This window comes from Nocardiopsis sp. NPDC006938, from assembly GCF_042869555.1.
Taxonomy (GTDB): Bacteria; Actinomycetota; Actinomycetes; order Streptosporangiales; family Streptosporangiaceae; genus Nocardiopsis.
In genome coordinates, this window is sequence record NZ_JBIAGA010000002.1 from 414,778 (window position 1) to 437,827 (window position 23,050).

The window sequence follows — 23,050 nt, forward strand, 5'->3', positions numbered from 1 at the left end:
CCGCCGGAGGCTTACACCCACCGGTGGCCCGGACCGGCGCCACCGCCGGTCGGGGGGCAGGTCCGCGATGAGTCACGTCACGTGGCACGGATCACCACGGTGTGCGTTTTCTTGCGTCAGTGCGCATGATTCGGCCATGGAAAGCGGACAGAGGCAATGAATGTGGGTCATGCTACTCGCGCGGCGCCATTAACGTTGCCCGAGGCACAGGTGGGCTTGCGTTGGTTCGAGACGGAGCCGAACCGGTGTGCCCACCCGCAGAACGTCGAGGAGTCCATTCGTGGTGCAGCAGAGGAGCCCCGTGGGGGCGGACGCGTCCGAGTCCACCCTGGGGCGGCGTCTGAGCCGGCGCAAGCCGGTCGAGAAGCTCGTGGCCGAGACCGAGGGCGACCACGGCCTGCGCCGCACCATGGGTTTCTGGCAGCTGTCCATGATCGGTATCGGCGCCACCCTGGGCACCGGAATCTTCGTGGTGCTCGGTGAGGCGGTCCCGATCGCCGGGCCCGCCGTCATCCTCGCGTTCGTCCTGGCCGGTGTGACGGCGCTGTTCTCCGCGCTGGCCTACGCCGAGATGGCCGGGATGATCCCCGCCTCCGGGTCGGCCTACTCCTACAGCTACGCCACGATGGGCGAGTTCACGGCCTGGGTGTGCGGCTGGTGTCTGATGCTCACCTACGGGGTCTCCGTCGCGGCGGTCGGCGTCGGCTGGGGCCAGTACATCAACGAGCTCCTGCACCTGACCACAGGGCTGTCGCTGCCGGGCGCGCTCCTGGCCGGTCCTCTGGAGGGCGGCCTGGTCAACGTGCCCGCGGCCGTGGTGGTCCTGCTGTCGATGTTCGCCCTGCTCGTCGGGGTGCGGGAGAGCACCCGCGTCAACGCCGTGATGGTGACCGTCAAGGTCGCCGTGCTGGTGATGTTCGTGGCCATCGCGGTCACCGCCGTCCAGCGGGGCAACTTCGCCCCGTTCATGCCGATGGGCATGGCCGGTGTGTCCGCCGCCGGTGCCACCCTGTTCTTCTCCTACATCGGCTTCGACTCCGCCTCCACCGCCAGTGAGGAGGCGCGCGACCCGCAGCGCGACCTGCCGCGCGCCATCATGTTCTCCATGATCGTGGTCACCGCCCTCTACTGCCTGGTGGCCTTCAGCGCGGTCGGCGCCCTCAACTGGACCGAGTTCGCCGAGGGGCGGACCTCCCTGGCCGGCATCCTCACGGTCGTCACCGGAACACCGGTCTGGGCGGTCATCTTCGCCGCCGGTGCGGTGCTGGCCCTGGCCAGCGTCGTCCTGGTCGTCCTCTACAGCCAGACGCGCATCCTCTTCGCGATGTCACGCGACGGCCTGATCCCCGCGGCCTTCTCCAGGGTGGACGCCCACGGCACCCCGCGCGCCAACACGGTCATCACGTCGGTGTTCATCGCCGTGCTGGCCGCGTTCATCCCGCTCGGGCCGCTCGCCGACGCCACGGCCATCGGCACGCTCTTCGCCTTCGCCCTGGTCAACGTGGCCGTGCTGGTACTGCGCAGGACCCGCCCCGACCTCAGGCGGGCCTTCCGGATGCCCGGGGCGCCCATCACCCCGGTCCTGGGCGTGCTGGCCTGCGCCTACCTGATGGCGAGCATGCCGGTGAGCGTCTGGGCGGCCTTCGGTGCCTGGCTCGCGGTGGGGCTGGCGATCTACTTCGGCTACGGCATGCGCCGCTCCGCCCTGGAGGCCGAGACCGTTCCCGAGGTCCGCGCCTGACCCCGGACGGGGCCGGGGCGCCGGGCGCGGTCGGCGAGTGAGGACGGCGGGGCCGGGGGAATCCCCCGGCCCCGCCGCGCGTTCCCACGGGTGACCGTCGCGGATACGCGAACGAACGGAGCGTGAAGACGCCCTCGGACGCAAAGATGCGCGTCTGATCAGTGCGAACTCGCAACACGGCGCAGGTTCCACACACGGTTCCCACGCCTCCCTCCACCTAGAGTGGACGCGGCCGGACAGCGTCGGCGCACCAGCACACCTCGGGAGGTAGCCAGTCATGCCCGCACCCCTGCGCGTGGCCCTCGACCAGGGCACCGGACGCAGCGGCGACCCCGCCTCCTCGCTCCGTCGCCTCCGAGAGCGTGCCCGCGCCGCCGCCGACCGGGGCGCCGCCCTGCTGGTCACCCCGGAGATGTCGCTGACCGGCTACAACATCGGGGATCGCCTCAGGGAGCTGGCCGAACCGGCGGACGGCCCCCTCTTCGCGGAGGTCTCCCGGATCGCGTCGGACACCGGAGTGGCCGTCGTCTACGGCTTTCCCGAGCTGGACGGCGGCGACGTGTACAACGCGGTGCGGTTGGTGGACGCCACGGGGGTCTCCCGCGCGCTCTACCGCAAGACCCACCTGTTCGGCGCTCTGGACCGCGACCACTTCCGCGCCGGTGACGACCTGGTCGTGCAGGCCGACCTCGACGGCCACCGGATCGGCCTGCTGGTCTGCTACGACGTGGAGTTCCCCGAGACGGTCCGGGCCCACGCCCGGGCCGGGACCACCCTGCTCGTGGTGCCCACCGCGCTGATGGCGCCGACCACCTCGGTGGCCACGCTCCTCGTTCCGGCCCGGGCCATGGAGAACCAGATCCACCTGGCCTACGCGAACCGCTGTGACGCCGAGGGCGACCTCGACTACGTCGGGCTGAGCGCACTGGTGGGACCCGACGGCGCGGAACTGCTGCGCGCGGGGGCCGCCGAGGCCCTGCTCGTCGGCGAGGTGCACCCCGCCGACGTGGCCGCCTCCCGCTCCGAGCTCTCGTACCTGGGGGACCGCCGCACCGACCTGTACCCGGCTCCCGGCGCCCCCTGACGCACCCTCTCCGCGACGACCGCACCACCCGACCACCGCCGCTCACGCGGCGCCCGCTCCCGCCCCAGTGAAGGAGGACCCCATGACGTCCGCCGTACCCACGTCCGCCGGTACCGCGCCCGTGTCCGACCGGCCCGACCACCGTCCGCTGACCATGTCCGGGCCCGACTTCCCGTTCGCCTACGACGCGTTCCTGGCGCACCCCGCCGGTCTGGGCCAGGTTCCCGCCGGGCACCACGGCACCGAGGTGGCCGTCATCGGCGGCGGCCTGTCCGGCGTCGTCACCGCCTACGAGCTCATGAGGATGGGGCTGCGGCCGGTCGTCTACGAGGCCGACCGGATCGGCGGCCGCCTGCGCACCGAGCGCCTGCCCGGGGCCCCCGACGACGTCGTCGCGGAGATGGGCGCGATGCGCTTCCCGCCGACCTCCACCTCGTTCTGGCACTACGCCGACCTCATGGGGCTGCGCACCAGCCCGTTCCCCAACCCGCTCTCGCCCGCCACCCCGAGCACGGTCGTGGACCTCAAGGGCGAGTCGCACTACGCGACGCGTCTGGACGACCTCCCCGAGACCTACCGCGAGGTGGCGCGCGCCTGGGAGCGGACCCTGGAGAGCGTCGAGCACACCCGCATGCAGCGGGCGATCCGCGAGCGCGACGTGGCCACCCAGAAGGAGATCTGGAACGCGCTGGTCGAGCGGCTCGACAACCAGACCTTCTACGGGTTCCTGTGCGAGTCCCCGGGATTCTCGTCCTTCCGCGCCCGCGAGGTCTTCGGGCAGGTCGGGTTCGGCACCGGAGGCTGGGACACCGACTTCCCCAACTCCATCCTGGAGATCCTGCGGGTCACCTACACCGGCGCCGACGACGACCACCTGGGCATCGTCGGGGGTGTGGACCAGCTGCCGCGCCGACTGTGGGAGGCGGCCCCGGACAAGCTGGTGCACTGGGCGCGGGGGACCTCCCTGGCCTCGCTCCACGGCGGGCAGCCGCGTCCGGCGGTGACGGCGCTGCGCCGGACGGCGTCCAAGGACTCCCCGGCGGGCAACATCACCGTCACCGACTCCTCCGGCTCCACCCGCACCTACCCGGCGGCCGTCTTCACGGCGCAGTCGTGGATGCTGCTGTCCAAGATCGACTGCGACGACGACCTGCTGCCGATCGACCACTGGACGGCGATCGAGCGGACCCACTACATGGAGTCGTCCAAGCTGTTCGTACCGGTCGACCGCGCGTTCTGGCGCGACCGCGACCCCGAGACCGGTCGGGACGTCATGAGCATGACGCTCACCGACCGCATGACCCGGGGCACCTACCTGCTGGAGGGCGAGGACCCGGACGGCCCGGCCGCGATCTGCCTGTCCTACACCTGGTGCGACGACTCGCTCAAGTGGCTGCCGCTGTCGCCCAACGAGCGCATGGAGGTCATGCTGGCCTCGCTCGGCAAGATCTACCCGGACGTGGACGTGCGCTCGCACATCACCGGTGACCCGGTCACGGTCTCCTGGGAGGACGAGCCCTACTTCATGGGCGCGTTCAAGGCCAACCTCCCCGGCCACTACCGGTACCAGCGTCGCCTGTTCACGCACTTCCACCAGGACGATCTGGCCGAGCGGCACCGGGGCCTGTTCCTCGCGGGCGACGACGTGTCCTGGACCGCCGGATGGGCGGAGGGAGCGGTGCAGACCGCCCTCAACGCGGTGTGGGGCGTGATGCGCCACTTCGGCGGGGAGACCGACCCGACCAACCCCGGGCCGGGCGACCTGTTCGACGAGCTGGCCCCGGTGGAGCTGCCCGAGGACTGACCGTTCGAGGGGGTCCGGGGCGCGTACGGGGCCGCCGCCGGGCCTCCCGTCCTGGTCGGGGGGTGGCCGCTTCCGGCCTGCGGATACGCGTGTTCCGGCGCTTCCGGCGGGTATCGGTCCGGTACCCCTCCCGGTTCCCGCTCCGGGCCCGAGACCTCCCGACGGGATTCCCCCATGCGTACCCCCGACGCCTCCATGCCCACCCCCGCGCGCGACCCCCTTCGCAGCGTCCACTGGTCACCGGCGACGGCATTGATGGCGCCCGTCGTTCTCGTCGCCTGTTTCGTCCTGCTCCTCGAGTTGGGTGAGCTGGCGTGGGAGATCTCCCTGTGGTTCGGCGTCGGGGGTTTCGTCCTCGTCCTGCTCCTCTTGTGGGCCTGGTGTGTGAGCGCCGTCGGCTACGTGACCCTGGTGCGGGAGGACGGGCTCGTCACGGGGGGCTTTCGGACCCTCACCCGGGTCAGGTGGATCGACGTCGAGCGTGTGCGGGTCACCGAGGACGCGCTGATCGAGATACGCACGAGGGACGGGGGACTCGTGGTGGTCCGGACCTACTGGCGTTCCAGGCCCACCATGTTCCTCGGGACCGGCCCGGCCGAACGCATGGCAGAGCGGATCGCCGCGCGGGCCGACGCGGTCCGCGAGGAGCGCGTGTGGCACGACGACGGCCTGTCCCGGGTACGCCGTTCCTGGTCTCCGATACCCGTGCTGATGGCGCCCGTCGCCTACGGTCTCACCTGGTGGGGGTCGTTCCTGGCCGCCAACTGGTACCTCTAGGGCCTGTTGTGCGGATCATTCCGCCCGCCCGTCGCCCTCGTCGGAGGGCTCGGCTCCGGCGGCACCCGCGAGGATGGGTTGGTCCACGAGCCGGGAGAGCACCAGGGTGCTCTTGGTGCGCACCACGAACGGCTCGGCGCCGATCCGCTCGATGACCTCTTCCAGGTGCTGGGTGTCGCGTGCGCGGACCTGCACGATCGCGTCGGCGTCGCCCGTGACGGTGCAGGCCGAGGTGACCTCGGCGTACCCGGACAGGCCGAGGCGGATCTCGCCCGGGGACGTGCGGGCACGGCAGTAGAGCTCGATGAACGCCTCGGTGGTCCAACCGATCGCCCGGGGTTCGACGACCACGGTGAAGCCGCGTACGGCGCCCGAGTCGACCAGCCGGTCGACCCGGCGTTTGACCGCCGAGGGGCTCAGACCGACCTCGCCGCCGATTTCGGCGAAGCTGGTCCGCGCGTCCGCGCCGAGCATCGCGATGATCCGCTCGTCGACACGATCAAGCCGCATGGTGCCCCTTCGTCCCCGTCTGATCTGACCAGGGCACATGTTACCGGGCAGTGCCCGACCGGGGTCCGTGTCGTTTCCCGGTGTCACGTCGCGTAGCGGTGAGAATGCAGGTGGACGTCCTGGCCGGTATCGGGGGTAAGAGCGTGCGTTCAACCTGCACACAGTGGGCAGCGGTCTCCGCTGGGGTGCTCCTGGCCTCACTGGTCGCCGTTCCCGCGGCCCGGGCCGCCGCGCCGGTCGAGGCCGTCGCGCCGATCACCCGGCTCGACCAGCGGTCCCTCGACTGGCGGCCCTGCGAGGACCTCGCCCCGGTCGGCGGCACCGAGATGGAGTGCGCGACCCTCACCGTCCCCATGACCCGGACCACCGGGGGAGACCGCGTCGGCGACACCGCCGAGACCCTCCGGATCGCCCTGTCCCGGGTCCCCGCCACCGGCGAGGCCGAGCACACCGTGCTGGTCAACCCCGGCGGCCCGGGCAGTGCGGGACGCCGGTGGGCCGCGGTCACCCACAACCGCATGCCCCAGGAGCTGCGCGAGATCTACGACGTGGTGGCCTTCGACCCGCGCGGCATGGGCGCATCCACCCCCAACGTCACCTGCGACCCCGGGTACTTCGCCCCGGTCCGCAAGGACGCCGTCCCGGCCGACGCCGCCGAGGAGAGGGCGCTGCGCGAGGACGCCCGCGCCTACGCCGACGCCTGCGCCGAGAACGCCGGGCCGCTCCTGGACCACATGCGCACCGAGGACACCGCGCACGACATGGACGCCATCCGGGTCGCCCTCGGCCTCGACCGGATCGACTACCTCGGCTACTCCTACGGCAGCTACCTCGGTACCGTCTACTCCTCGCTCTACCCCGACAGCGTGCGCGCCGTCGTCCTCGACAGCGTCGTCGACCCGAACCTGCCCTGGTACGAGAGCAACCTCGGACAGACCCGCTCCCTCGACCGCGCCGCCGCCAACTTCTTCGACTGGACCGCCCGCCACGACGCCGTCTTCGGCCTGGGCGCCGACGGCGCGTCCGTCGCGTCCGCCTACCACCGCCTGCGCTCCCAGCTCCGGGACGCGCCTTTGGAGGACACGGTCGGGCCCAGCGAACTGGAGAGCGCGGCCGCCGTCGTCGCCTACAGCGGCAACACCTGGCCCGATGTCGCAGCGGCGCTGTCCGCGCAGGTCAACGACGCCGACCCGGCTCCGCTGCTGGAGTTGAACGCGACCTACGGCGACGACGCGGGCAGCGACCCCGGCTACGGCGGATACCTCGCGGTCCAGTGCACCGACTCCCGGTGGCCCCACGACTGGGACACGTGGAGCGCGGACGCCCACCGGGCCCACAAGGACGCCCCCTTCCTGGCCTGGCACAACACCTGGTACAACGCTCCGTGCGCTTCCTGGTCCGGCGAGTCGGAGCCCTGGTTCCAGGTCGGCGACGGCCCCTACGAGCACCCGGCCTACGACGGCGACGTGCTCCTGGTGCACGCCACCGGCGACGGCGCCACCCCCGTGGAGGGGGCCCGCTCCCTGCGCGACCGGCTGCCCGGCTCCTCGCTGGTGATCGAGGACGGCGGCATCACCCACGGCGTGGCCCTCACCGGGAACGCCTGCGTGGACGAGACCGTTGTCGCCTACCTCCGCGAGGGGACCCTGCCCGAGCGCATGGCGGAGGGACCCGACCTGACCTGTGACGCCCGGCCCGAGCCCAGCCCGCGCACCGCGCAGGGGGCCGAGCTCACCCCGGTCGAGCGGCTCGGACCGGTCGGACTCGAAACCTCCAGGTGAGTCCGGACAGGCCGTCGAATAGGCTGGAACCGGCGCGAACCGCCGTGGGCCCACGAACTGACCCGGTGTCCAGCCGGAGACGGTGATCGGGAAGAGGGGGAGATGCGATGCTGCGGACCTCGGCCGTACGGATTCTCGGAGCCCGCGACCGGGACGCCGTTCGCGCGCTCCTGGACGCCGACCCCGTGGGCAACGTCTTCGTGGCCTCACGGCTGATGGCCACCGGCATGTCCGGTGGAGCCGGGGCCGAGCTGTGGGGACACACCGAACGCGGCAGACTCACCGCCCTGTGCTACTCGGGCGCCAACCTCGTCCCGGTCAACGCCGGACCCGCCGCCGTGCGCGGGTTCGCCGACCACGCGCGCTGGCGCGGCCGCCGCTGCTCCTCGATCGTCGGGCCGGTCGAGGCGGTCAACGACTTCTGGCAGCAGGTCACCCCCGCCTGGGGGCCCGCCCGCGCCATCCGGGCCAGCCAACCCGTCCTGGAGATCGACGGCCCGCCCGCCGTCACGCCCGACCCCCTGGTGCGCAGGGTCCGCGTCCAGGAGCTCAACACCCTCGTCCCCGCGTGCGTCGCCATGTTCACCGAGGAGGTGGGGGTCCCGCCGGACTCCGGTGACGGTGGCGCCCTCTACCGGGCCCGCGTCGAGGAGCTGGTCCGCACGGGCCGCGCCTTCGCCCGGATCGAGGACGGGCAGGTGGTGTTCAAGGCGGAGATCGGCGCCGTCACTCCGCAGGCCTGTCAGGTACAGGGCGTGTGGGTCCACCCCGAGCTGCGCGGACGCGGGTACTCCAGCGCGGGTATGGCCGCGGTGGTCAACTACGCGCTCGCCGAGATCGCCCCCCGCGTGACGCTCTACGTCAACGACTTCAACACCCCCGCCCGGGCCACCTACCAGCGCGTCGGTTTCCGGCAGGTGGGGGAGGTCATGTCGGTCCTCTTCTGACCGGCGGACCCAACTGACGGGTCCTCGTCAGATTGCCGACCGGTCCGGCAACCGGCCGGGTGGAGCTGGGTACCGTGGACGGGCTCCCTCACCCGTGCCGCAGAGAGGCCCCATGCTCCACAACCCGACCGGCCGCGCGCGTTTGGGGCTGGCCCTGCTGCTCGCCCTGCTGACCGTGCTGGGCCCGCTCAACATCGACATGTACCTTCCGGCGTTTCCCGAGATCTCCGACGATCTGGGCGCCAACGCCTCCCAGGTGCAGCTGAGCCTCACCGCCTGCCTGGTCGGCCTCGCGGTCGGCCAGGTGGTGATCGGCCCGATCAGCGACGCCCGGGGTAGGCGGGGGCCGCTCCTGGTGTGCGTGGCGCTGTTCGTGCTCGCCTCGGCCCTGTGCGCGCTCGCCCCCGACACCGGGGTGCTGGTGCTGGGCCGGTTCCTCCAGGGCTTCACCGCCAGCGCCGGGGTGGTGCTCTCCCGCGCGGTGGTGCGCGACGTCTTCGACGGCCCGGCGCTCACCCGGTTCTTCGCCCTCATCATGGTGGTGGTCGCGGTCGCCCCCATGGTGGCCCCCGTGGTGGGCGGCGGCGTCCTCATGCTGCCCTCCACCACCTGGCGGAGCGTGTTCTGGGCGCTGGCCCTGCTCGGCGCCCTGATCGTCCTGGTCGTGGCGGTGCGCCTGCCGGAGACGCTCCACCCTCGGCGGCGCATCCCGAGCACCCTGGGCGGCAGCCTGCGCACGATGGGAGCGCTGTTCCGGGACCGCCGCTACCTCGGCTACACGCTGATCGTCGGCCTGCTGCACGGCGGCAGCTTCGCCTACGTGGCCGGGACGCCCTTCGTCTACCAGGACCTGTACGGGGTGTCCCCGCAGGTCTTCGGATTCCTCTTCGGGGTGAACGGGATCGGCATCATCCTGGGCAGCTCCGCGGTGGGCCGGCTCAGCGGCCGCTACGGCGAGCGGCGCCTGCTGGCGGCGGCCGTGGCCGTCGCGGTGGCGGCCACCTCCGTGGTGCTCGCCACCGCGCTCCTCCAGGGACCGCTGGTGCTCCTGGTCGTGCCCATCTTCGTCTACATGACCTGTATGGGCGTGGTCCTCACCGGCTCCTTCGCCCTGGCCATGGAGGGGCAGGAGAACCGGGCCGGGAGCGCCAGCTCCCTGCTCGGAGCCCTACCGATGACCATCGGCGCCGTCGTCGCGCCGCTGGTCGGCCTGGACGAGACCACGGCCGTGCCCATGGGCCTGCTCCTGTGCGCCAGCTCGGCCCTGGGCCTGCTGGTCCTGCTCACGCTGGCCAGGCCGCGCGCGGAGGCCGCGGTGCCGGAGGCCGACCCCCTCCCATGAGCGGGGGAACGCGGACCGGGGCCGGGTGCGCGTCGTGCGCGCCCGGCCCCCGTCCGTCGGGCCCGGTCAGCCCTCGGTCACGCGGTCCTCGGCGTCCAGGCCCAGGCGCGCGGGGGCGCCCGGAAAGGACAACTCGAAGTCCGGGGTGTCGGCGATCAGCGCGCGCGTGTACTCGTGGCTCGGCGACGACATCACCTCGCCCACCGTCCCGTACTCGACGATCTCGCCCTTGTTGAGGATCGCGACCCGCTCGGCGATGTTGGACACCAGCGCGATGTTGTGGGTCACGAACAACAGCGCCATGCCCTGGTCCTGGAGCTCGCGCAGCAGCTTCACGATCTCCGCCTGCACCGACACGTCCAGCGCCGACGTGATCTCGTCGCACACGAGCAGGTCCGGGCCGGTGGCCACCGCTCGCGCGATGCACACGCGCTGGCGCTCGCCGCCGCTGAGCTGCTCGGGGAAGCGGTCCGCGTAGGAGGCGGGCAGCGCGGCCCGCTCCAGGGCCCGGGCCACCACGGCGTCCGGGTCGTCGGGGCGGCCCACCAGGTGACGGTAGGGGCCCAGGATCTGCTCCCGCACCCGCTTGCGCGGGTTCAGGGCCTCGTACGGGTTCTGGAACACGTACTGCACCCGGCGGCGCTGCTCCGCCGTCCGCCGGTAACTGCTGGTGGCCAGCGGTTCGCCGTCGAACAGGATCTCACCGGTGAACTCGTGGTGCAGGCCCGCCACCGAGCGCGACAGGGTCGTCTTACCGGAGCCGGACTCGCCCAGCAGGGCCACGCACTCCCCACGGGAGACCGACACGTCGATCCCCTCCAGCACCCGCGTGCGCCCGTACCCGGCGGACAGACCGCGGACCCGCAGCAGCGGCTCCTCCTCGGCCCCGGTCCCCGGCTCCTCGTGCCCCGAGGTCCGCAGGAGCGGAACCGCCATCAGCAGTCGGCGCGTGTACTCGTGCCGAGGGTCGGCCAGCACCGCGTCGGCGCGTCCGTGCTCCACGAGCTCGCCCCGGTACATCACCGCGATGTCGTCGGCCAGGTCGGCGACCACGGCCATGTCGTGGCTGATGTACACGCCGGCGGTCCCGTAGTCGCGGGTCATCGACCGGATGGTCTCCAGCACGTGAGCCTGCGTGGTGACGTCCAGGCCGGTGGTCGGCTCGTCGAGCACGATCACGTCCGGGCGGCCCACGAACGCCATCGCGATCGCCACCCGCTGCTGTTGCCCGCCGGACAGCTGGTGCGGGTAGCGGCGCAGGAACGCGTCGGTGTCGGGCAGCGCCACCTCGCGCATGACCTCGCGGACCCGCTCCCGGACCCGCGCGGCCGACAGCGACCCGTCGTGCAGGGCCTCCGCCAGCTGCGTGCCCAGCCGCAGGGCCGGGTTGAGCGCCGAGGCGGGTGACTGCGGGATGTAGGCCACCGCGCGGCCCCGCAGCTGGCGGACCTCGCGCGGGTTGAGGGTGGCCAGGTCCTGGTCGTCGACCAGCACGTGGCCGTCGACGATCTCCGTGCCGCGCTTGCAGTGCGCCAGCAGTGACAGGCCCAGGGTGGTCTTGCCCGAACCGGACTCTCCCACCAGGCCGAGGATCTCGCCCCGTCGCACCGTCACCGACACGCCGCTGATGATCTCGACGTCCGAGGGGCGCCCGATCACGGTGAGCCCGTCGACCACCAGTACGGTCTCGCCGTCGCGGCGCTCCTCGCGGCCGGTGTCCCCGGCCCCCGTGTTCTCGTCCAAGGTCACTTCTCTACCCCCCGGTCGATGCCGATCGCCGCTCGGGAGAGCCCGTCGGTGATGAGGTTGGCGCCGACGGTGAGCACCGCGATCGCCGTCACGGGCAGCGCCACCGCCCACGGCTGGATGGCCATGCCGCCCCGGTTCTCGTTGATCATCAGGCCCCAGTCCGCCGTGGGCGGCTGGAGTCCCATGCCGAGGAAGCCGAGCACCGCCACCACACCGATGGAGTAGGTCAGGCGCAGGCCCAGCTCCACCAGGAGCGGGCTGGTCACGTTCGGCAGGATCTCCACCGTCATGATGCGCCAGCGGGGGAGACCGATCGCCTCGGCGGCCTTCACGTAGTCCTGTTCGATCACCTTGCGGGTGGCCTCGCGGATCACCCTGGCCACGCGCGGCATGTGCGAGACGGCGATGACCGCCACGATCAGCCACACCTGCGGGCCGAGGATCGACATCACCAACAGGGCGGCGATGAGCTGGGGAAAGGCCAGCAGCACGTCGTTGGTCCGCATGAGGACGTCGTCCACCCAGCCGCGGCGGTAGCCGGCGATGACGCCGACGACGGTACCGGCGGCCACGCCGATCCCGGCGGAGGCGGCGGCCAGCAGGAGCAGCGTCCAACCGCCCCACAGGAAGCGGGTGAGCACGTCGCGCCCGCGGTTGTCGCCGCCGAACAGGGTGCCGTCCACACCCGTCTCGAACGGCTTGGACACGAACTCGGTGGCGGTGTAGGGGGCCACGAACGGCCCCAGCACGGCGATCAGGACGATGAGGCCGGTCAGGCCCACGCCCACCTTGGTACGGCCGAACCGCCACGCGGTCCGGAACAGCCCCGGACGGCGGCGGGGCGCCGCCGTGACGGGCGTGTTCGTCGAGGGTCCAGTCATCGGTTCGCGACCCTCACCTTCGGGTTGGCCGCCAGCCCGATCACGTCGGCGACCAGGTTGACCAGGATGTAGATCCCCGCGATGAGCAGCACGACGGCCTGGATCAGCGGCACGTCGCGGTTACTGATGGCGTCCATGAGGACCTTGCCGACACCGGGGAAGTTGAACAGGAACTCGATCGCCACCACGCCGCCGGCCAGCCAGGCCAACTGGAGGGCGACCACCTGGGCGACCGGGCCGATCGCGTTGGGGGCGGCGTGGCGCCACAGCACCGTGCGCTCGTCCATGCCCTTGAGGCGTGCCTGCTGCACGTACTCGCTCTCCAGGACCTCGATCATGGTCGCCCGCATCATGCGCACGATCGGCGGGGCCACGGCCAGCGCGAGCGTCAGCACCGGCAGGACCCACTGTTCGGGGCCGCCGTCACGGGAGTACACGGACGGGAAGACGCCCAGGCCGCCCGGGCCGAGCAGGAGGATCAGCAGGATGCCGACCACGAACTCGGGGACGGAGGCCAGGACCAGCGTGCCCATGGACGAGGTGTGGTCGAAGGCCCGGTCGCGGCGCAGCGCGCTGAACGCCCCGACGAACAGGGCGACCGGGGTCGCGACCAGAGCGGACAGGCCCATCAGGGTGAGCGAGCCGCGCACCGGGTCGGCGAGGTAGTCGGCGACGGGCAGCCGGTTGGAGAAGGACGTGCCCAGGTCGCCCTGGAGCAGGCCCTGGAGCCACTGCGCGTACTGCACGGCCACGGGCTGGTGCAGGTTCAGCTGGTCGCGGAGGGCTTCCAGCCGCTCCGGGGTGGCGTCGCGGCCCAGGATGAGTTGGGCCGCGTCGCCCGGCAGCGCCTGCGTGGCCGCGAAGACCACGAGGGACACCGCCCAGAGTGTCAGCGCCCCGAACAGGAGGCGGACGACGATGAGTCGAGTCATGGTGAGCTTTCGGTAGCGGTCTGGAGGTGCGGGAACCGGGTGTCCGCTACTGCTCCAGCCACATCGTGTGGAAGGCGTAGGAGCCCAGGGGGTGGCCCGAGACCGCCGGGGTCAGGCCGTGCACCGTGATGTGGTGGGCGTCGAGCAGGTTCACGAAGCCCCACACGATGTAGCCGCCCTCCTCGTGCTCGATCTCCTGCGCCTTGCGGATGAGCGCGTTGCGCTCGTCGTCGTCCGCGGTCCGGCGCGCCTCCTCCAGGTACTCCAGCCACTCCTCGTGCTCGCCCCACATGGTCTCGTTGTAGGGGGCGCCCACGACCGAGCCCTGGGCGGTCTGGGTGATGTAGTTGCGGGCGCTCCAGAAGTCCTGGCCGAAGGCGTAGGGGAAGCCCTCCTCCGGGTTCCAGTAGTCGCTGGGGTTGACCCGGCGCAGGGTCACGGTGACCCCGGCCTCGCGGGCCTGCTCCTGGAAGACCTCGGCGGCGGCGACCACGCCCGCGCTGATGTCGGAGGTGACGAGCTCGACCTCCAGGCCGTCCTCGTAACCCGCCTCGGCGAGCAGGCGCCTGGCCTCCTCGATGTCCTGGTCGCGCTGCTCGATGTCCTCGGGGTAGGAGGGGTCCATCCGCGCGTACATGTCGTTGCCGAGCTGTCCGTACCCGGCCAGGGCCTGGTCGATCATCTCCTGGCGGTCCACGATGAGGCGGAAGGCCTGACGGACGCGGACGTCGTCGAAGGGCTTCTCCTCGATGTTCATCGTGAACGGCAGCCACATGCCGGTCTCGGACTCCAGGATGCTCACGTTGGGGTCGCCCTCCATGATGGCGACCTGCACGTGCGGAACCTGGCTGATGACGTGGACGTTGCCGCTGTTGAGCGCGTTGACGCGGGCGTCGTCCTCGGGGAAGTTCACGATCTCCAGCTCGTCCACGTAGGGCAGGCCGTCGATGTGGAAGCCCTCGTGGCGCTCGAAGACGCTGTACTCGCCGACCTTGAACTCGGAGAACTTGAAGGGCCCGGCGCCGATCGGGTTCTCCGGGTCGTAGTCCACCGGGACGACGCAGTTGTAGTACTCGGCGAGCGCCTCGGGCAGGGTGACCAGCGGCTCGTCGACGGGGATGGTCATCCTGAGGTCGTCGACGATCTCGATCCGCTCCGGGTCGACGCCGGGCATGTCACCCGCGCCGCGCATGGGGTTGTCGGGGTCGAGGATGCGCTTGAGGGAGTACAGGACGGCTTCGGTGGTGACCGTGGAGCCGTCGTGGAAGGTCAGCCCCTCCTTGAGGACCAGGGTCCACTCGGTGCCGTCCTCGTTGGCTTCCAGCGACTCCGCGAGGTAGGGCTCGATGGTGCCGTCGTTGTCGAAGCGCATGAGGGCCGCGTAGAGGGCGTGGTTGCGCGCGATGTCGACGTTGTCGGTGGGGTCGTGCGCGTCCAGGGTGTCGCTGGCGCCGCCTCCCGCGACACCCACCTTGAGACGGCCGCCGGTCTGGGGCTCGCCGTCGCCGGAACCACCGGAGCCGGAGCCTCCGCCGCCGCACGCGGCGAGGACGGGGGCGACGGCCGCACCGGCCGCGCCCGCCTTGAGGAGGCTGCGGCGGGAGGTGAGGTGGTTCAGGGCGGTGGTGGGGTCTTCGGACTGGGCAGGCACGGGGACACCTCGTGTGGGTACGTGGACTTCGGAGAGGCCGGGACCCTGTGACAGACGGTGGCTGGGGGTGCCCCCGGGAGGGGATGTCGGGATCGGCCCCAATCGATACTTGTTCGCCCCACAGGAAGCGTCAAACGAGGTCGGGGCGGGATCGGGGCCGCTCCCGCCCGCACTTACGGACGGCCCGGGATGGGAATTGAGGGGCTGATGGAATCTGCTGTGGCCTGGGGGTTTCCGACCGAATCGGTGGGCCTTCCGCGTGTCCGGGCGCGCACGCCTTCCGAGCCGTGGTAGGGGTCCCGCACGGGTTTCCGGCGCTCCCTGTTGTGTCCTCATCGTTGTCTGTGGGTAGTGAAAACGTGGCGTTTAGTCGCTTGTTTTCCGTCTTTACCGGGCGCGCGATCACGTAGGGTGACTTCCTTGGGGTGTCCTGGACGGGTCCCCGTGGGTGCCGCGCCCGCCGCCGAGCGGAGCACGGGCGCCGCGCGCGGCCGGATACGGCCAACCGTTGCCCGCGTGTTGCACCTCACATGGGTGGCCCTGAGGTCCGGACCGTTTCCTTTGTTCACATCGGGGAGGACACGGGACGGGGTTTTGTGGCCAATCCCCGGCGTGAAGAAGCGAGGTGTGCTGTTCTGGACCCGGCACACCCTTGTCTAAGGTGAGTGCAGGCGGCGCAACCCGCGCGCCCGTCGCGGGTGATTGGAGTGACCGGATGGCTGAGGCGAGGCAACTCCGGGATTACGTGCCCGCGGAAGCCGCAGACGCCGCGACGTCGACCGCACCGAGCATCGACGTCGGCGATCTCACGGGTGGGGTCACCGACCACACCGTGTGGAGTTGCGCGGGGAACCTGACCGCCGTGCGGTCCATCCGCGCACGGGTACGCGAGTTCCTCACCAGGAACGGGCACGGCCCGGGTGCCCTGGACGACGCGGAGCTGGCCGTGAGCGAGTTGGCGACCAACGCCCTGCTCCACTCGCGTTCGGGCCAGAGCGGGGGCGTGATGACGCTGTTCATCCGCTCCGACGCGAACCGCCTCCGGGTGGCCGTGGCCGACCAGGGCGAGCGCGACCCGGTCGACGCCGACGGCGTGCACACCCGCGAGGACGGTGACGACTTCGGCCGTGGCAAGTTCATCGTCGACAGCTGTGCCACGCGCAGCGGTGAGTACTGGAGCGAGGCCACCCACGTGACCTGGTTCGAGATCGACGACGAGGCGGCCGCGGACACGGCGTCGGAACAGGTCTGAGAAAGCGGGGGAGGGGCCACGGATCATCCCGTGGCCCCTCCCGGGGTGACGGCCGCCCCGGCCGCGTGGACGCTAGCCCGCGAGGTCCGACCGCGGGTGGGCGATCCGGGTCGGCACCGGATCGCAGGTGACCGTCACCTGGCGCCCCTCCGGGGCCGGGCAGCCCTCGCCCGCGACCACACACGTGCCGGTCCACAGCGCCAGCGCCACCAGGGCCAGACGGGTCGCCTCGTCCCCGGACCCGCCCACCGCGACGACGTCGTCGGCGGTCAGGGCGAGGTCGTCCCGCAGCTCGGTGAAGCGCGCCAGCAGGTCGTGGTGGGTGTGCAGCGTGGTGAGGATGTCGTCTCCGGCGGGCTCGTACCCCAGGTGCCCGTTGTCGAAGAGACCGCGCGCGGGGCTGTAGCCGTTCCCGTCGGGGCTCGGCAGCAGCAGATCCCGGAACGGGGTCGTGCCCAGCGCGGTGCCGAACGTGATGACCTGCCGCACCCGTGAGCGCTCGGCCAGCTCCAGTCCCCGCTCGGCGAGGTCCTCGCTCACCATCAGCAGTCGGGCGTCCGTCTCGGCCAGCGCGCGGCACTGGGTGCGCAGGTCGGACTCGGGGTGGACGGTCAGCGCCCGGCCGCCCACGGCCATCACGGTGTACGAGGCGAGGAAACGGTCGGGGGAGACGGGGGCGAGCACGCCGACCACGTCCCCCAGACACAGTCCACGGCGGCTGAGCCCCGCGGCGGCCTGCTCGACCGTGGCCGCGAAGGTCAGCGCGTCGGTGCGCCCGGAGGCGCCGCGGATGGTTCCGCCGCGCCCGGTCCGCAGCCGCAGCCGTTCGCACAACCCGCCCGTGAGTGAGCCGATCGGGTCGTCCCGACGCGGCAGGTGACGACCCGGTCGTCCGGTTCCTGAACTCAGCCCAACCCCCATGCGCTCCCCCACTCGAACGGTCTGTCGTGCGGGCCCGCTAACCGGGCTCGTCACGCCCCCTCCACGTGGCGAGCCCGGAAGCGCCGCGCCGGACGTTCACCGCGAGGGGCCTCCCCAGGTCCCCCCGCGCCGACGCGGTTGCCCACCGGCCCCGGGAACCCTCCCGTGACCGACGGCCCGACGGCGGCCCGGTGTTCGGCCCGGGCTTCCGACGGCCGTTTCTGGGACCGGCTCGGGCGCCGTTCGCACGATGCCGGGAGCCCGTGGTCCCATGGCTTCGACCCTAGCGCGTTCATGGCCATATGCACATGCATCTGGCCATGCAGATGCATATGTAGATTCAGGGTCGGGTGCGAACTACACCACCCGGGCGGGCTCACCCGTCCACCCGTGCCGTGCGCTCGCGCCTGCGATCAACCCGGCCGGTGCCGCCTGATCCACGCCGCGATCTGCGTGCGCGAGTGGAAGCCCATCTTCCGGTTGATGTTGGCCACGTGCCGGGCCGCCGTCGACGACGTGATGAACAGCTTCCGAGCGATCTCGGGATTGCTCCGGCCCGTGCTCACCAGCTGGGCGACCTCCAGCTCCCGCCGGGTCAGCAGCTGTTCGGGACTGGTGGACTCCGGCAGGGGAGTGGAGGGCTTGCGCCGGGCGGGGGACGTGCGGCCCTCGCCCGCGCGCCGCCCGCGCGCCGACCGGGGAGCCGGGTGACGCGCCTCCTCGGCCAACAGCTCCGCCTCGCGGACCGCCTCGGAATGCCCCAGCGCGTGACCCCGCTCCCACCAGTCCACCAGTTGGCGGTGGCGGCGGCGCCCCCGCTCGGCGCCCGCGAACGGCCAGGGCGCCTCGCGCTCCGGCAGCCCGACCCGCGCACGCAGTGCGGTGGCCGCGCCCGCCAGACGGCAGGCCGACTCACGCAGCCCCGAACCGAACGCCACCCGGGCCAGCGCCACCAGGCTCCGAGCCGCCTCGGCCCGCTGCCCGCTGGCGTGGCTCAGCAGCAGCCCCTCACTCAGGTAGTCGTAGGCCTGGCCGGTGTACCCCTGGGCGTGCGCCACCCGGCCGATCCCGGCCAGACAGCGGGCCTCCTCGGACACCGAACCGATCAGCCGCTGCGTGTCCAACGCCTCCCGGTAGCAGCGGTCGGCCGTGATGAGATCGTCGTTCACCTCGGCGGTACGGGCCTGGCCGATGAGGGTCACGCCCACACCCCAACGGTGGTCGATGCCCCGCAACAGCGCCAACGCGGCGTTGTAGTGCTGGTCGGCGGTCGGGTAGTCGCCCTGCTGCGCGACCAGGGCCGCCCTACATCCCAGGGCGATGGCCTCGCCCCACAGGTCGCCGGCCTCCCGGCACAGCCGGAGCGCCTCCTCCACCCGCACCGAGGCCCGGTCCAGGTTGCGTTCGCGGACCTCCACCAGGGCCAGCAGGCTCAGCGCGGTGCGCACGAACGCGTCGTCGCCCGCCTCCCGGCACAGCCGCAGCCCCTCCTCGCCCGCCTCGAGCGCCAGCGCGTGGTCCCGGCGCACACGCGCCAGTTGGGCCCGGCCGACCAGCGCCCGGGCCCTCGAAGGCGCCTTCGCGCTCTCCTCGAGGGCCAGCAGGCGGTCCATCCAGTGCGCGCCCTCGGAGTAGCTGTTGTGGCTCACCCAGTGCGCCACCAGGCTCACACACAGCCGCAGCCCGGGTTCGGCGGCGCCCTTCTGGAGGGACCAGCGCAGCAGCGACCGGAGCGTGTCGTACTCGGCGATCACCCGCTGGCGCCCGGAGTCGCGCTCGGACCACGGCATGGGGCGGCTCGACTCCAGCCGCCGGCCCAGGTCCTCCGCCAGCCGCAGCATGCGGGCCAGCAGGCGTTCCTGGAACAGCTCGGACTCGCCCGCGGCCACCAGCCGCTCCCGCGCGAACCGGCGAACCGCCTCGGGCAGCCGGTAGCGCACCCGGCCCTCGAACTCACCGGTCACCGTGATCAGGGAGCGGTCCAGCAACGACGTGAGCAGGTCCAGGATGCTCTGCTCGGGCAGGGACTCGTCCGCGCACACCTGCTCGGCCAGTTCCAGGTCCCAGCCCCGGAACACCGACAGGCGGCGCAGCAGGACGCGTTCGGGCTCGGGCAGCCCCCGGTAGGCGAAGTCCAACACCAGCGGCAGCACCTCGCTGCGCGAGACGGCCTGGCCCGGACCGGGCCGGAACACCGGCGAGGACAGGTGGTCGCGCAGTTCCTCCGTGAGCGCCGCGACGCCCCGCTCCGGCGCGAGGGCGCCCAGCACCTCGATGCCCAGCGGTACCCCGCCGCCCAGGTCGCACAGGGTCGCCACGGCCTCCAGCTCCGGGCCGGCGACGGCGAACCGCGGGTCGCGGGAGCGGGCCCGGTCCAGGAACAACCGCACCGGCTCCGAGTCCTCGGGGTCCGGGGGCGGGGCGTTGCGCGGGGCCATCGGAGGCGCCATCGCGGGCACCCGCCACACCGTCCCGCCGGCCAACCGCACCGGGACCTCGCTGGTGAGCAGCACCGACACCGCGGGGCACTCCGCGAGGAGGGTCTCCCCGACCTCGGTCACCTCGTCCGCGATGTGCTCACAGGAGTCCAGCACCAACAGCAGCCTGCGATCCCGCAGAGCCTCGGTCACCGTCGCCCCGAGCGGCAGCCCCGGTTCCTCGACGACCCCCACGGCCTGGGCGACACGCGCGTACACCTCCAGAGCCGTACGCACGTCGGTGAGATCGGCGATCCACACTCCGTCGGGGAACGACACGGTGGACTGTTCGGCCACACGCAGCGCCAGCCGCGTCTTGCCGATGCCGTCCGCGCCGCTGAGCGTGACGGACCTGCTGGAGCCGAGTAGGCGGAGCAGATCGCTGAGATCTCGCTCCCGGCCCACGAAACTGGTGCCCGGCAGGGGGAGATTGTGCCGCGCGGGCGCGGTCAGAGGTGCCATGGCCTTCACAAGTAGGGGCTGTCGGGGGGGCTTACCTCGGAGGATTCGAGGGATACGGGGGGACGGGAGACATCGGTTCGGGAGGAGGGCTTGGGCTTCCTGGTTTAGCGGGTGCACGCGCACTGTGCAAGTGCTTCGGCACGAACACCCCCGGTTCAGCCGGTCTCACCGGTGGAAGCCCAGCCGGTCAACTGCGTCCTGGAGGAAATCGAGAGTTTTCTGAAGATGTTCGCGATATGGCGCGCTGCGGTGGCCTGGCTGATGGTGAGGCGCGTCGCGATCTCGCGGTTGGACAGACCCCCCTCGGCCAACGTGGCGATCTCCCGCTCCCGTGGTGTCAGCGAGTCCGGGCCGGTCAGGCGGGGCGTGGGCGGCCGGGGGAAGGCCAGGGCGCGGTCGCGCACCTGTTCCAGGGGCAGTGAACGCCAGGCGCTCCACGCCTCCGTGGCCCGCCCCGCGCCCACCCGGCGCTCCACCGCCGAACGCAGCCGGACGGTCTCGGCCGAGGGGTGGTCCAGCGAGGCCCGCAGGTCGGCCGCGACTCCCGCCAGGGCGGCGGCCCGTGTGGGCTCCTCCTCCGCCAGGGCCAGCTCGGCCAGCGCCTCCAGGGCCTCGGCCACCGCGATCCGGCGGCCCGAGGCGAAACTCACCCGCAGGCAGCGGCTGAGCGGCTCGCGCGCGGACAGGGTGTCCCGAGCGGCCAGGTGGAGACGGCCCAGGTCCGCGGCGCACCGCGCGGCGTGCGGTGCGGAGGGCAGCTCGACGAAGACCTCCAGCGCCTCGGAGAACAGTGCGCGGGCCCGGTCGTGGTCGCCCTCGTCGGCGGCGATCCCGCCCAGCCCGTACAGGGCCCGGGCCTCGCTCCAGCGGTTGCCCAGCGCCCGCGAGGCGCTCGCGCTCCCCTCCAGGTGCGCGACCGCCTCGCCCACGGCGTTGCGCCGACGCGCCAGCTCGGCGAGGACGCCCCGGGTGCTGGCCTCGGTCATGGGGTCGCCGGACTGGCCCGCCCAGTCCAGGGCCCGGGCCGCCTGCCGCTCGCCCTCCTCCAGGGCGCCCGTGCGCAGCGAGAGCGTGGCGAGGGTGGCCAGCGCCGAGGCCGCGGCCACCGGTTCGCGACACGCGCGTGCGGCCTCCAGGGCACACGAGGCGAGCGTCTCGACCCTCGGTGCGGGGTCCACGTCCAGCCGTAGTTCCGCGTGCAGGGCCAGGGCCCTGGCCCGCAGCGCGGGCACCTGCTCGTCCGGCCGGTGCGCCAGCACCCCCTCCAGGAGCCTGCTGCCCTCGGCGGACAGCTCCCGCATCAGCCAGTAGGCCCGCAGCGCCACGCACACCCGCAGGGCGTCGTCGACGCGCCCCCGCGAGAGCGCCCACTCGACCAGCCGGGCGTGGTTCTCACGGTGGTGGTCGTACATGCGCAGCCGCCCCAGCCACTCCTCCCAGGCCTGGGGGGTGGTGGCGCTCTTGGCCGCCGCCTCCAGCCGGTCGACGGTGAACCGCAGGTAGCGGTCCCAGCGCCGGTCGCTGTCGGCGCCCAGGTGTTCGGCGGCGTAGGCCCGCACGGTCTCGGTCAGCCGGTAGTGGGCCGTCCCGTTGATCTCGGAGTCCATCACCACGAGGGACTTGTCCAACAGCGAGAAGTGCAGGGAGAGCACGTCGGTGGCGTCCACGCCCTCGCCGGAACAGACGTCCTCGGCGGCCTCCAGGTACCACGTGGAGAACATCGACAGCCGGTGCAGCAGCAACCGCTCGGTGTCGCCGAGCATGTCGTGGCTCCACTCCAGAACGGCCCGCAGGGTCCGCTGCCGTGCCGGGAGGTGCCCCGTGCCGTCGCTGGTCAGGAGCTGGAAACGGTCATCCAGGCGGCGCAGGATCTGCTGGACCGACAGCACCCGGACCCGGGCCGCGGCCAGCTCGATCGCCAGCGGCATGCCGTCGAGCATGCGGCAGATCTCCGCCACGTACCCCGAGTTCTCGCGCGTCATCTCGAACCCGGAACGGGCCGCGTGGGCCCGGGTGAGGAACAGGCGCACCGACTCGTAGCGCTGGGCGTCGCGCCGGGGGATCGGTGCGGGTACCGCCGCGTAGGGGTCGGTCGGGGTGGGCCGCGCGGGCAGCGACAGCGGTGGCACCCGCCAGATGTTCTCCTCCGGCACGTGCAGGGGCTGGCGGCTGGTCACCAGGACGCGCACCCGGGGGCAGTCCCGCAGCACCGCCTCGCAGAGTTCGGCCATCGGCTCCACGGCGTGCTCGCAGGTGTCCAGTACCAGCAGCAGGTGCTGGGTGCGCAGCGCGGTGATGACGCTGTCCATGAGCGTGGTCGCGTCACCGGTGACCGCCTGGATACCGGAGGCGACCGCGCGCAGCGCCTGTTCGCGGGTGGTGGCCTCGCTCAGGTCGATGAACCGCACACCGTCGGGGAACCGGCGCAGGACGCGCTCGGCGAGGTGGAGCGCGAGCCGCGTCTTGCCGATCCCGCCGGTGCCGGTCAGCGTGATCATCCTGGCCGAGCCCATGAGACGGCTCAGGTCGACGATGTCGCGTTCACGTCCGACGAACTGGATGAACTCACCAGCGGACAGGGGCAGGTTGTGGCGAGGAGGAGACATGGCCTCGATTACTAGGACACCAATCGGCCGTGCCTGAGGTACGGCACGGAGTACAGCCTGTCCCAGTCTGGCACCCGGACCCGGAACTGTCTCGCGAATGGCCGGTTCCGGCACGGGAGGTCGGAAACCGCCC

The 23,050-nt window shown here is 72.1% G+C and carries 16 protein-coding genes; 8 read left to right on the plus strand and 8 right to left on the minus strand.

The window, feature by feature from the left end; genetic code table 11:
- Positions 1-280: 280 nt before the first annotated feature.
- The 4 genes from ACFYL4_RS04785 (at position 281) to ACFYL4_RS04800 (ending at position 5,406) form a co-directional block, all read left to right on the plus strand.
- Positions 281-1,741, plus strand: a complete 1,461-nt coding sequence (locus ACFYL4_RS04785; protein WP_387516433.1) for an amino acid permease — start codon at positions 281-283, stop codon at positions 1,739-1,741.
- A gap of 277 nt (positions 1,742-2,018) precedes the next feature.
- Entirely contained in the window at positions 2,019-2,825 is an 807-nt protein-coding gene (locus tag ACFYL4_RS04790; RefSeq protein ID WP_357762341.1) for a carbon-nitrogen hydrolase family protein, read from the plus strand.
- 82 nt (positions 2,826-2,907) lie between these two features.
- Positions 2,908-4,629: a flavin monoamine oxidase family protein gene (locus ACFYL4_RS04795; protein ID WP_387516435.1), complete on the plus strand. Its 1,722-nt coding sequence runs from the start codon at positions 2,908-2,910 to the stop codon at positions 4,627-4,629.
- Between the two features lie 174 nt (positions 4,630-4,803).
- A complete protein-coding gene (locus ACFYL4_RS04800; RefSeq protein ID WP_357762346.1) occupies positions 4,804-5,406 on the plus strand; it encodes a hypothetical protein in 603 nt (200 codons plus the stop codon).
- Between the two features lie 15 nt (positions 5,407-5,421).
- Here ACFYL4_RS04800 and ACFYL4_RS04805 read toward each other — a convergent pair whose 3' ends face one another.
- Positions 5,422-5,916: an Lrp/AsnC family transcriptional regulator gene (locus ACFYL4_RS04805; RefSeq protein WP_357762349.1), complete on the minus strand. Its 495-nt coding sequence runs from the start codon at positions 5,914-5,916 to the stop codon at positions 5,422-5,424.
- A 104-nt stretch (positions 5,917-6,020) separates the two neighbouring features.
- On the opposite strand from ACFYL4_RS04805, the gene ACFYL4_RS04810 reads away from it, so the two are divergent.
- The 3 genes from ACFYL4_RS04810 (at position 6,021) to ACFYL4_RS04820 (ending at position 9,986) form a co-directional block, all read left to right on the plus strand.
- Positions 6,021-7,697, plus strand: coding sequence for an alpha/beta hydrolase (locus ACFYL4_RS04810; protein WP_357762352.1), 1,677 nt, complete (start codon positions 6,021-6,023; stop codon positions 7,695-7,697).
- A gap of 107 nt (positions 7,698-7,804) precedes the next feature.
- Positions 7,805-8,644 carry a GNAT family N-acetyltransferase gene (locus ACFYL4_RS04815; RefSeq protein ID WP_357762354.1) on the plus strand — a complete coding sequence of 280 codons (840 nt, stop codon included), beginning with the start codon at positions 7,805-7,807 and terminating at the stop codon, positions 8,642-8,644.
- Positions 8,645-8,756: 112 nt separating this feature from the next.
- The gene (locus tag ACFYL4_RS04820; protein WP_357762357.1) at positions 8,757-9,986 is read left to right on the plus strand and encodes a multidrug effflux MFS transporter; all 1,230 of its coding nucleotides are present in this window, start codon (positions 8,757-8,759) and stop codon (positions 9,984-9,986) included.
- A gap of 66 nt (positions 9,987-10,052) precedes the next feature.
- Here ACFYL4_RS04820 and ACFYL4_RS04825 read toward each other — a convergent pair whose 3' ends face one another.
- The 4 genes from ACFYL4_RS04825 to ACFYL4_RS04840 all read right to left on the minus strand — a co-directional run bounded on the left by ACFYL4_RS04825 (position 10,053) and on the right by ACFYL4_RS04840 (position 15,199).
- Positions 10,053-11,663, minus strand: a complete 1,611-nt coding sequence (locus ACFYL4_RS04825) for an ABC transporter ATP-binding protein (RefSeq protein ID WP_357762488.1) — start codon at positions 11,661-11,663, stop codon at positions 10,053-10,055.
- Between the two features lie 68 nt (positions 11,664-11,731).
- Positions 11,732-12,616 carry an ABC transporter permease gene (locus ACFYL4_RS04830; RefSeq protein WP_357762360.1) on the minus strand — a complete coding sequence of 295 codons (885 nt, stop codon included), beginning with the start codon at positions 12,614-12,616 and terminating at the stop codon, positions 11,732-11,734.
- Positions 12,613-13,548 (minus strand): ABC transporter permease, encoded by a 936-nt coding sequence (locus tag ACFYL4_RS04835; protein WP_357762363.1) that lies wholly within the window; start codon positions 13,546-13,548, stop codon positions 12,613-12,615. Before ACFYL4_RS04835 ends, ACFYL4_RS04830 begins: the two co-directional genes overlap by 4 nt.
- Before the next feature lie 46 nt (positions 13,549-13,594).
- Positions 13,595-15,199, minus strand: a complete 1,605-nt coding sequence (locus ACFYL4_RS04840; RefSeq protein WP_387516439.1) for an ABC transporter substrate-binding protein — start codon at positions 15,197-15,199, stop codon at positions 13,595-13,597.
- A 715-nt stretch (positions 15,200-15,914) separates the two neighbouring features.
- Between ACFYL4_RS04840 and ACFYL4_RS04845 the strand changes: the two genes are divergently transcribed.
- Complete coding sequence (locus ACFYL4_RS04845; RefSeq protein WP_357762369.1) at positions 15,915-16,451, plus strand: ATP-binding protein; 537 nt, start codon at positions 15,915-15,917, stop codon at positions 16,449-16,451.
- A 72-nt stretch (positions 16,452-16,523) separates the two neighbouring features.
- Here the strand turns inward: ACFYL4_RS04845 and ACFYL4_RS04850 are convergent, their stop codons facing one another.
- The 3 genes from ACFYL4_RS04850 to ACFYL4_RS04860 form a co-directional block, all read right to left on the minus strand.
- Entirely contained in the window at positions 16,524-17,372 is an 849-nt protein-coding gene (locus tag ACFYL4_RS04850) for an AMP-binding protein (protein ID WP_357762372.1), read from the minus strand.
- 413 nt (positions 17,373-17,785) lie between these two features.
- Positions 17,786-20,302 (minus strand): LuxR C-terminal-related transcriptional regulator, encoded by a 2,517-nt coding sequence (locus ACFYL4_RS04855; protein WP_357762491.1) that lies wholly within the window; start codon positions 20,300-20,302, stop codon positions 17,786-17,788.
- 164 nt (positions 20,303-20,466) lie between these two features.
- A complete protein-coding gene (locus ACFYL4_RS04860) occupies positions 20,467-22,917 on the minus strand; it encodes an ATP-binding protein (RefSeq protein WP_387516442.1) in 2,451 nt (816 codons plus the stop codon).
- Positions 22,918-23,050: the final 133 nt, after the last annotated feature.

What these genes read in the sequence shown, in the direction of transcription:
- ACFYL4_RS04790 (WP_357762341.1), top strand. Translation starts at nt 2,019, where the DNA reads ATGCCCGCACCCCTGCGCGTGGCCCTCGACCAGGGCACCGGACGCAGC.
- ACFYL4_RS04795 (WP_387516435.1), top strand. Translation starts at nt 2,908, where the DNA reads ATGACGTCCGCCGTACCCACGTCCGCCGGTACCGCGCCCGTGTCCGAC.
- ACFYL4_RS04800 (WP_357762346.1), top strand. Translation starts at nt 4,804, where the DNA reads ATGCGTACCCCCGACGCCTCCATGCCCACCCCCGCGCGCGACCCCCTT.
- ACFYL4_RS04805 (WP_357762349.1), bottom strand. Translation starts at nt 5,916, where the DNA reads ATGCGGCTTGATCGTGTCGACGAGCGGATCATCGCGATGCTCGGCGCG.
- ACFYL4_RS04810 (WP_357762352.1), top strand. Translation starts at nt 6,021, where the DNA reads ATGCAGGTGGACGTCCTGGCCGGTATCGGGGGTAAGAGCGTGCGTTCA.
- ACFYL4_RS04815 (WP_357762354.1), top strand. Translation starts at nt 7,805, where the DNA reads ATGCTGCGGACCTCGGCCGTACGGATTCTCGGAGCCCGCGACCGGGAC.
- ACFYL4_RS04820 (WP_357762357.1), top strand. Translation starts at nt 8,757, where the DNA reads ATGCTCCACAACCCGACCGGCCGCGCGCGTTTGGGGCTGGCCCTGCTG.
- ACFYL4_RS04830 (WP_357762360.1), bottom strand. Translation starts at nt 12,616, where the DNA reads ATGACTGGACCCTCGACGAACACGCCCGTCACGGCGGCGCCCCGCCGC.
- ACFYL4_RS04835 (WP_357762363.1), bottom strand. Translation starts at nt 13,548, where the DNA reads ATGACTCGACTCATCGTCGTCCGCCTCCTGTTCGGGGCGCTGACACTC.
- ACFYL4_RS04845 (WP_357762369.1), top strand. Translation starts at nt 15,915, where the DNA reads ATGGCTGAGGCGAGGCAACTCCGGGATTACGTGCCCGCGGAAGCCGCA.
- ACFYL4_RS04850 (WP_357762372.1), bottom strand. Translation starts at nt 17,372, where the DNA reads ATGGGGGTTGGGCTGAGTTCAGGAACCGGACGACCGGGTCGTCACCTG.
- ACFYL4_RS04860 (WP_387516442.1), bottom strand. Translation starts at nt 22,917, where the DNA reads ATGTCTCCTCCTCGCCACAACCTGCCCCTGTCCGCTGGTGAGTTCATC.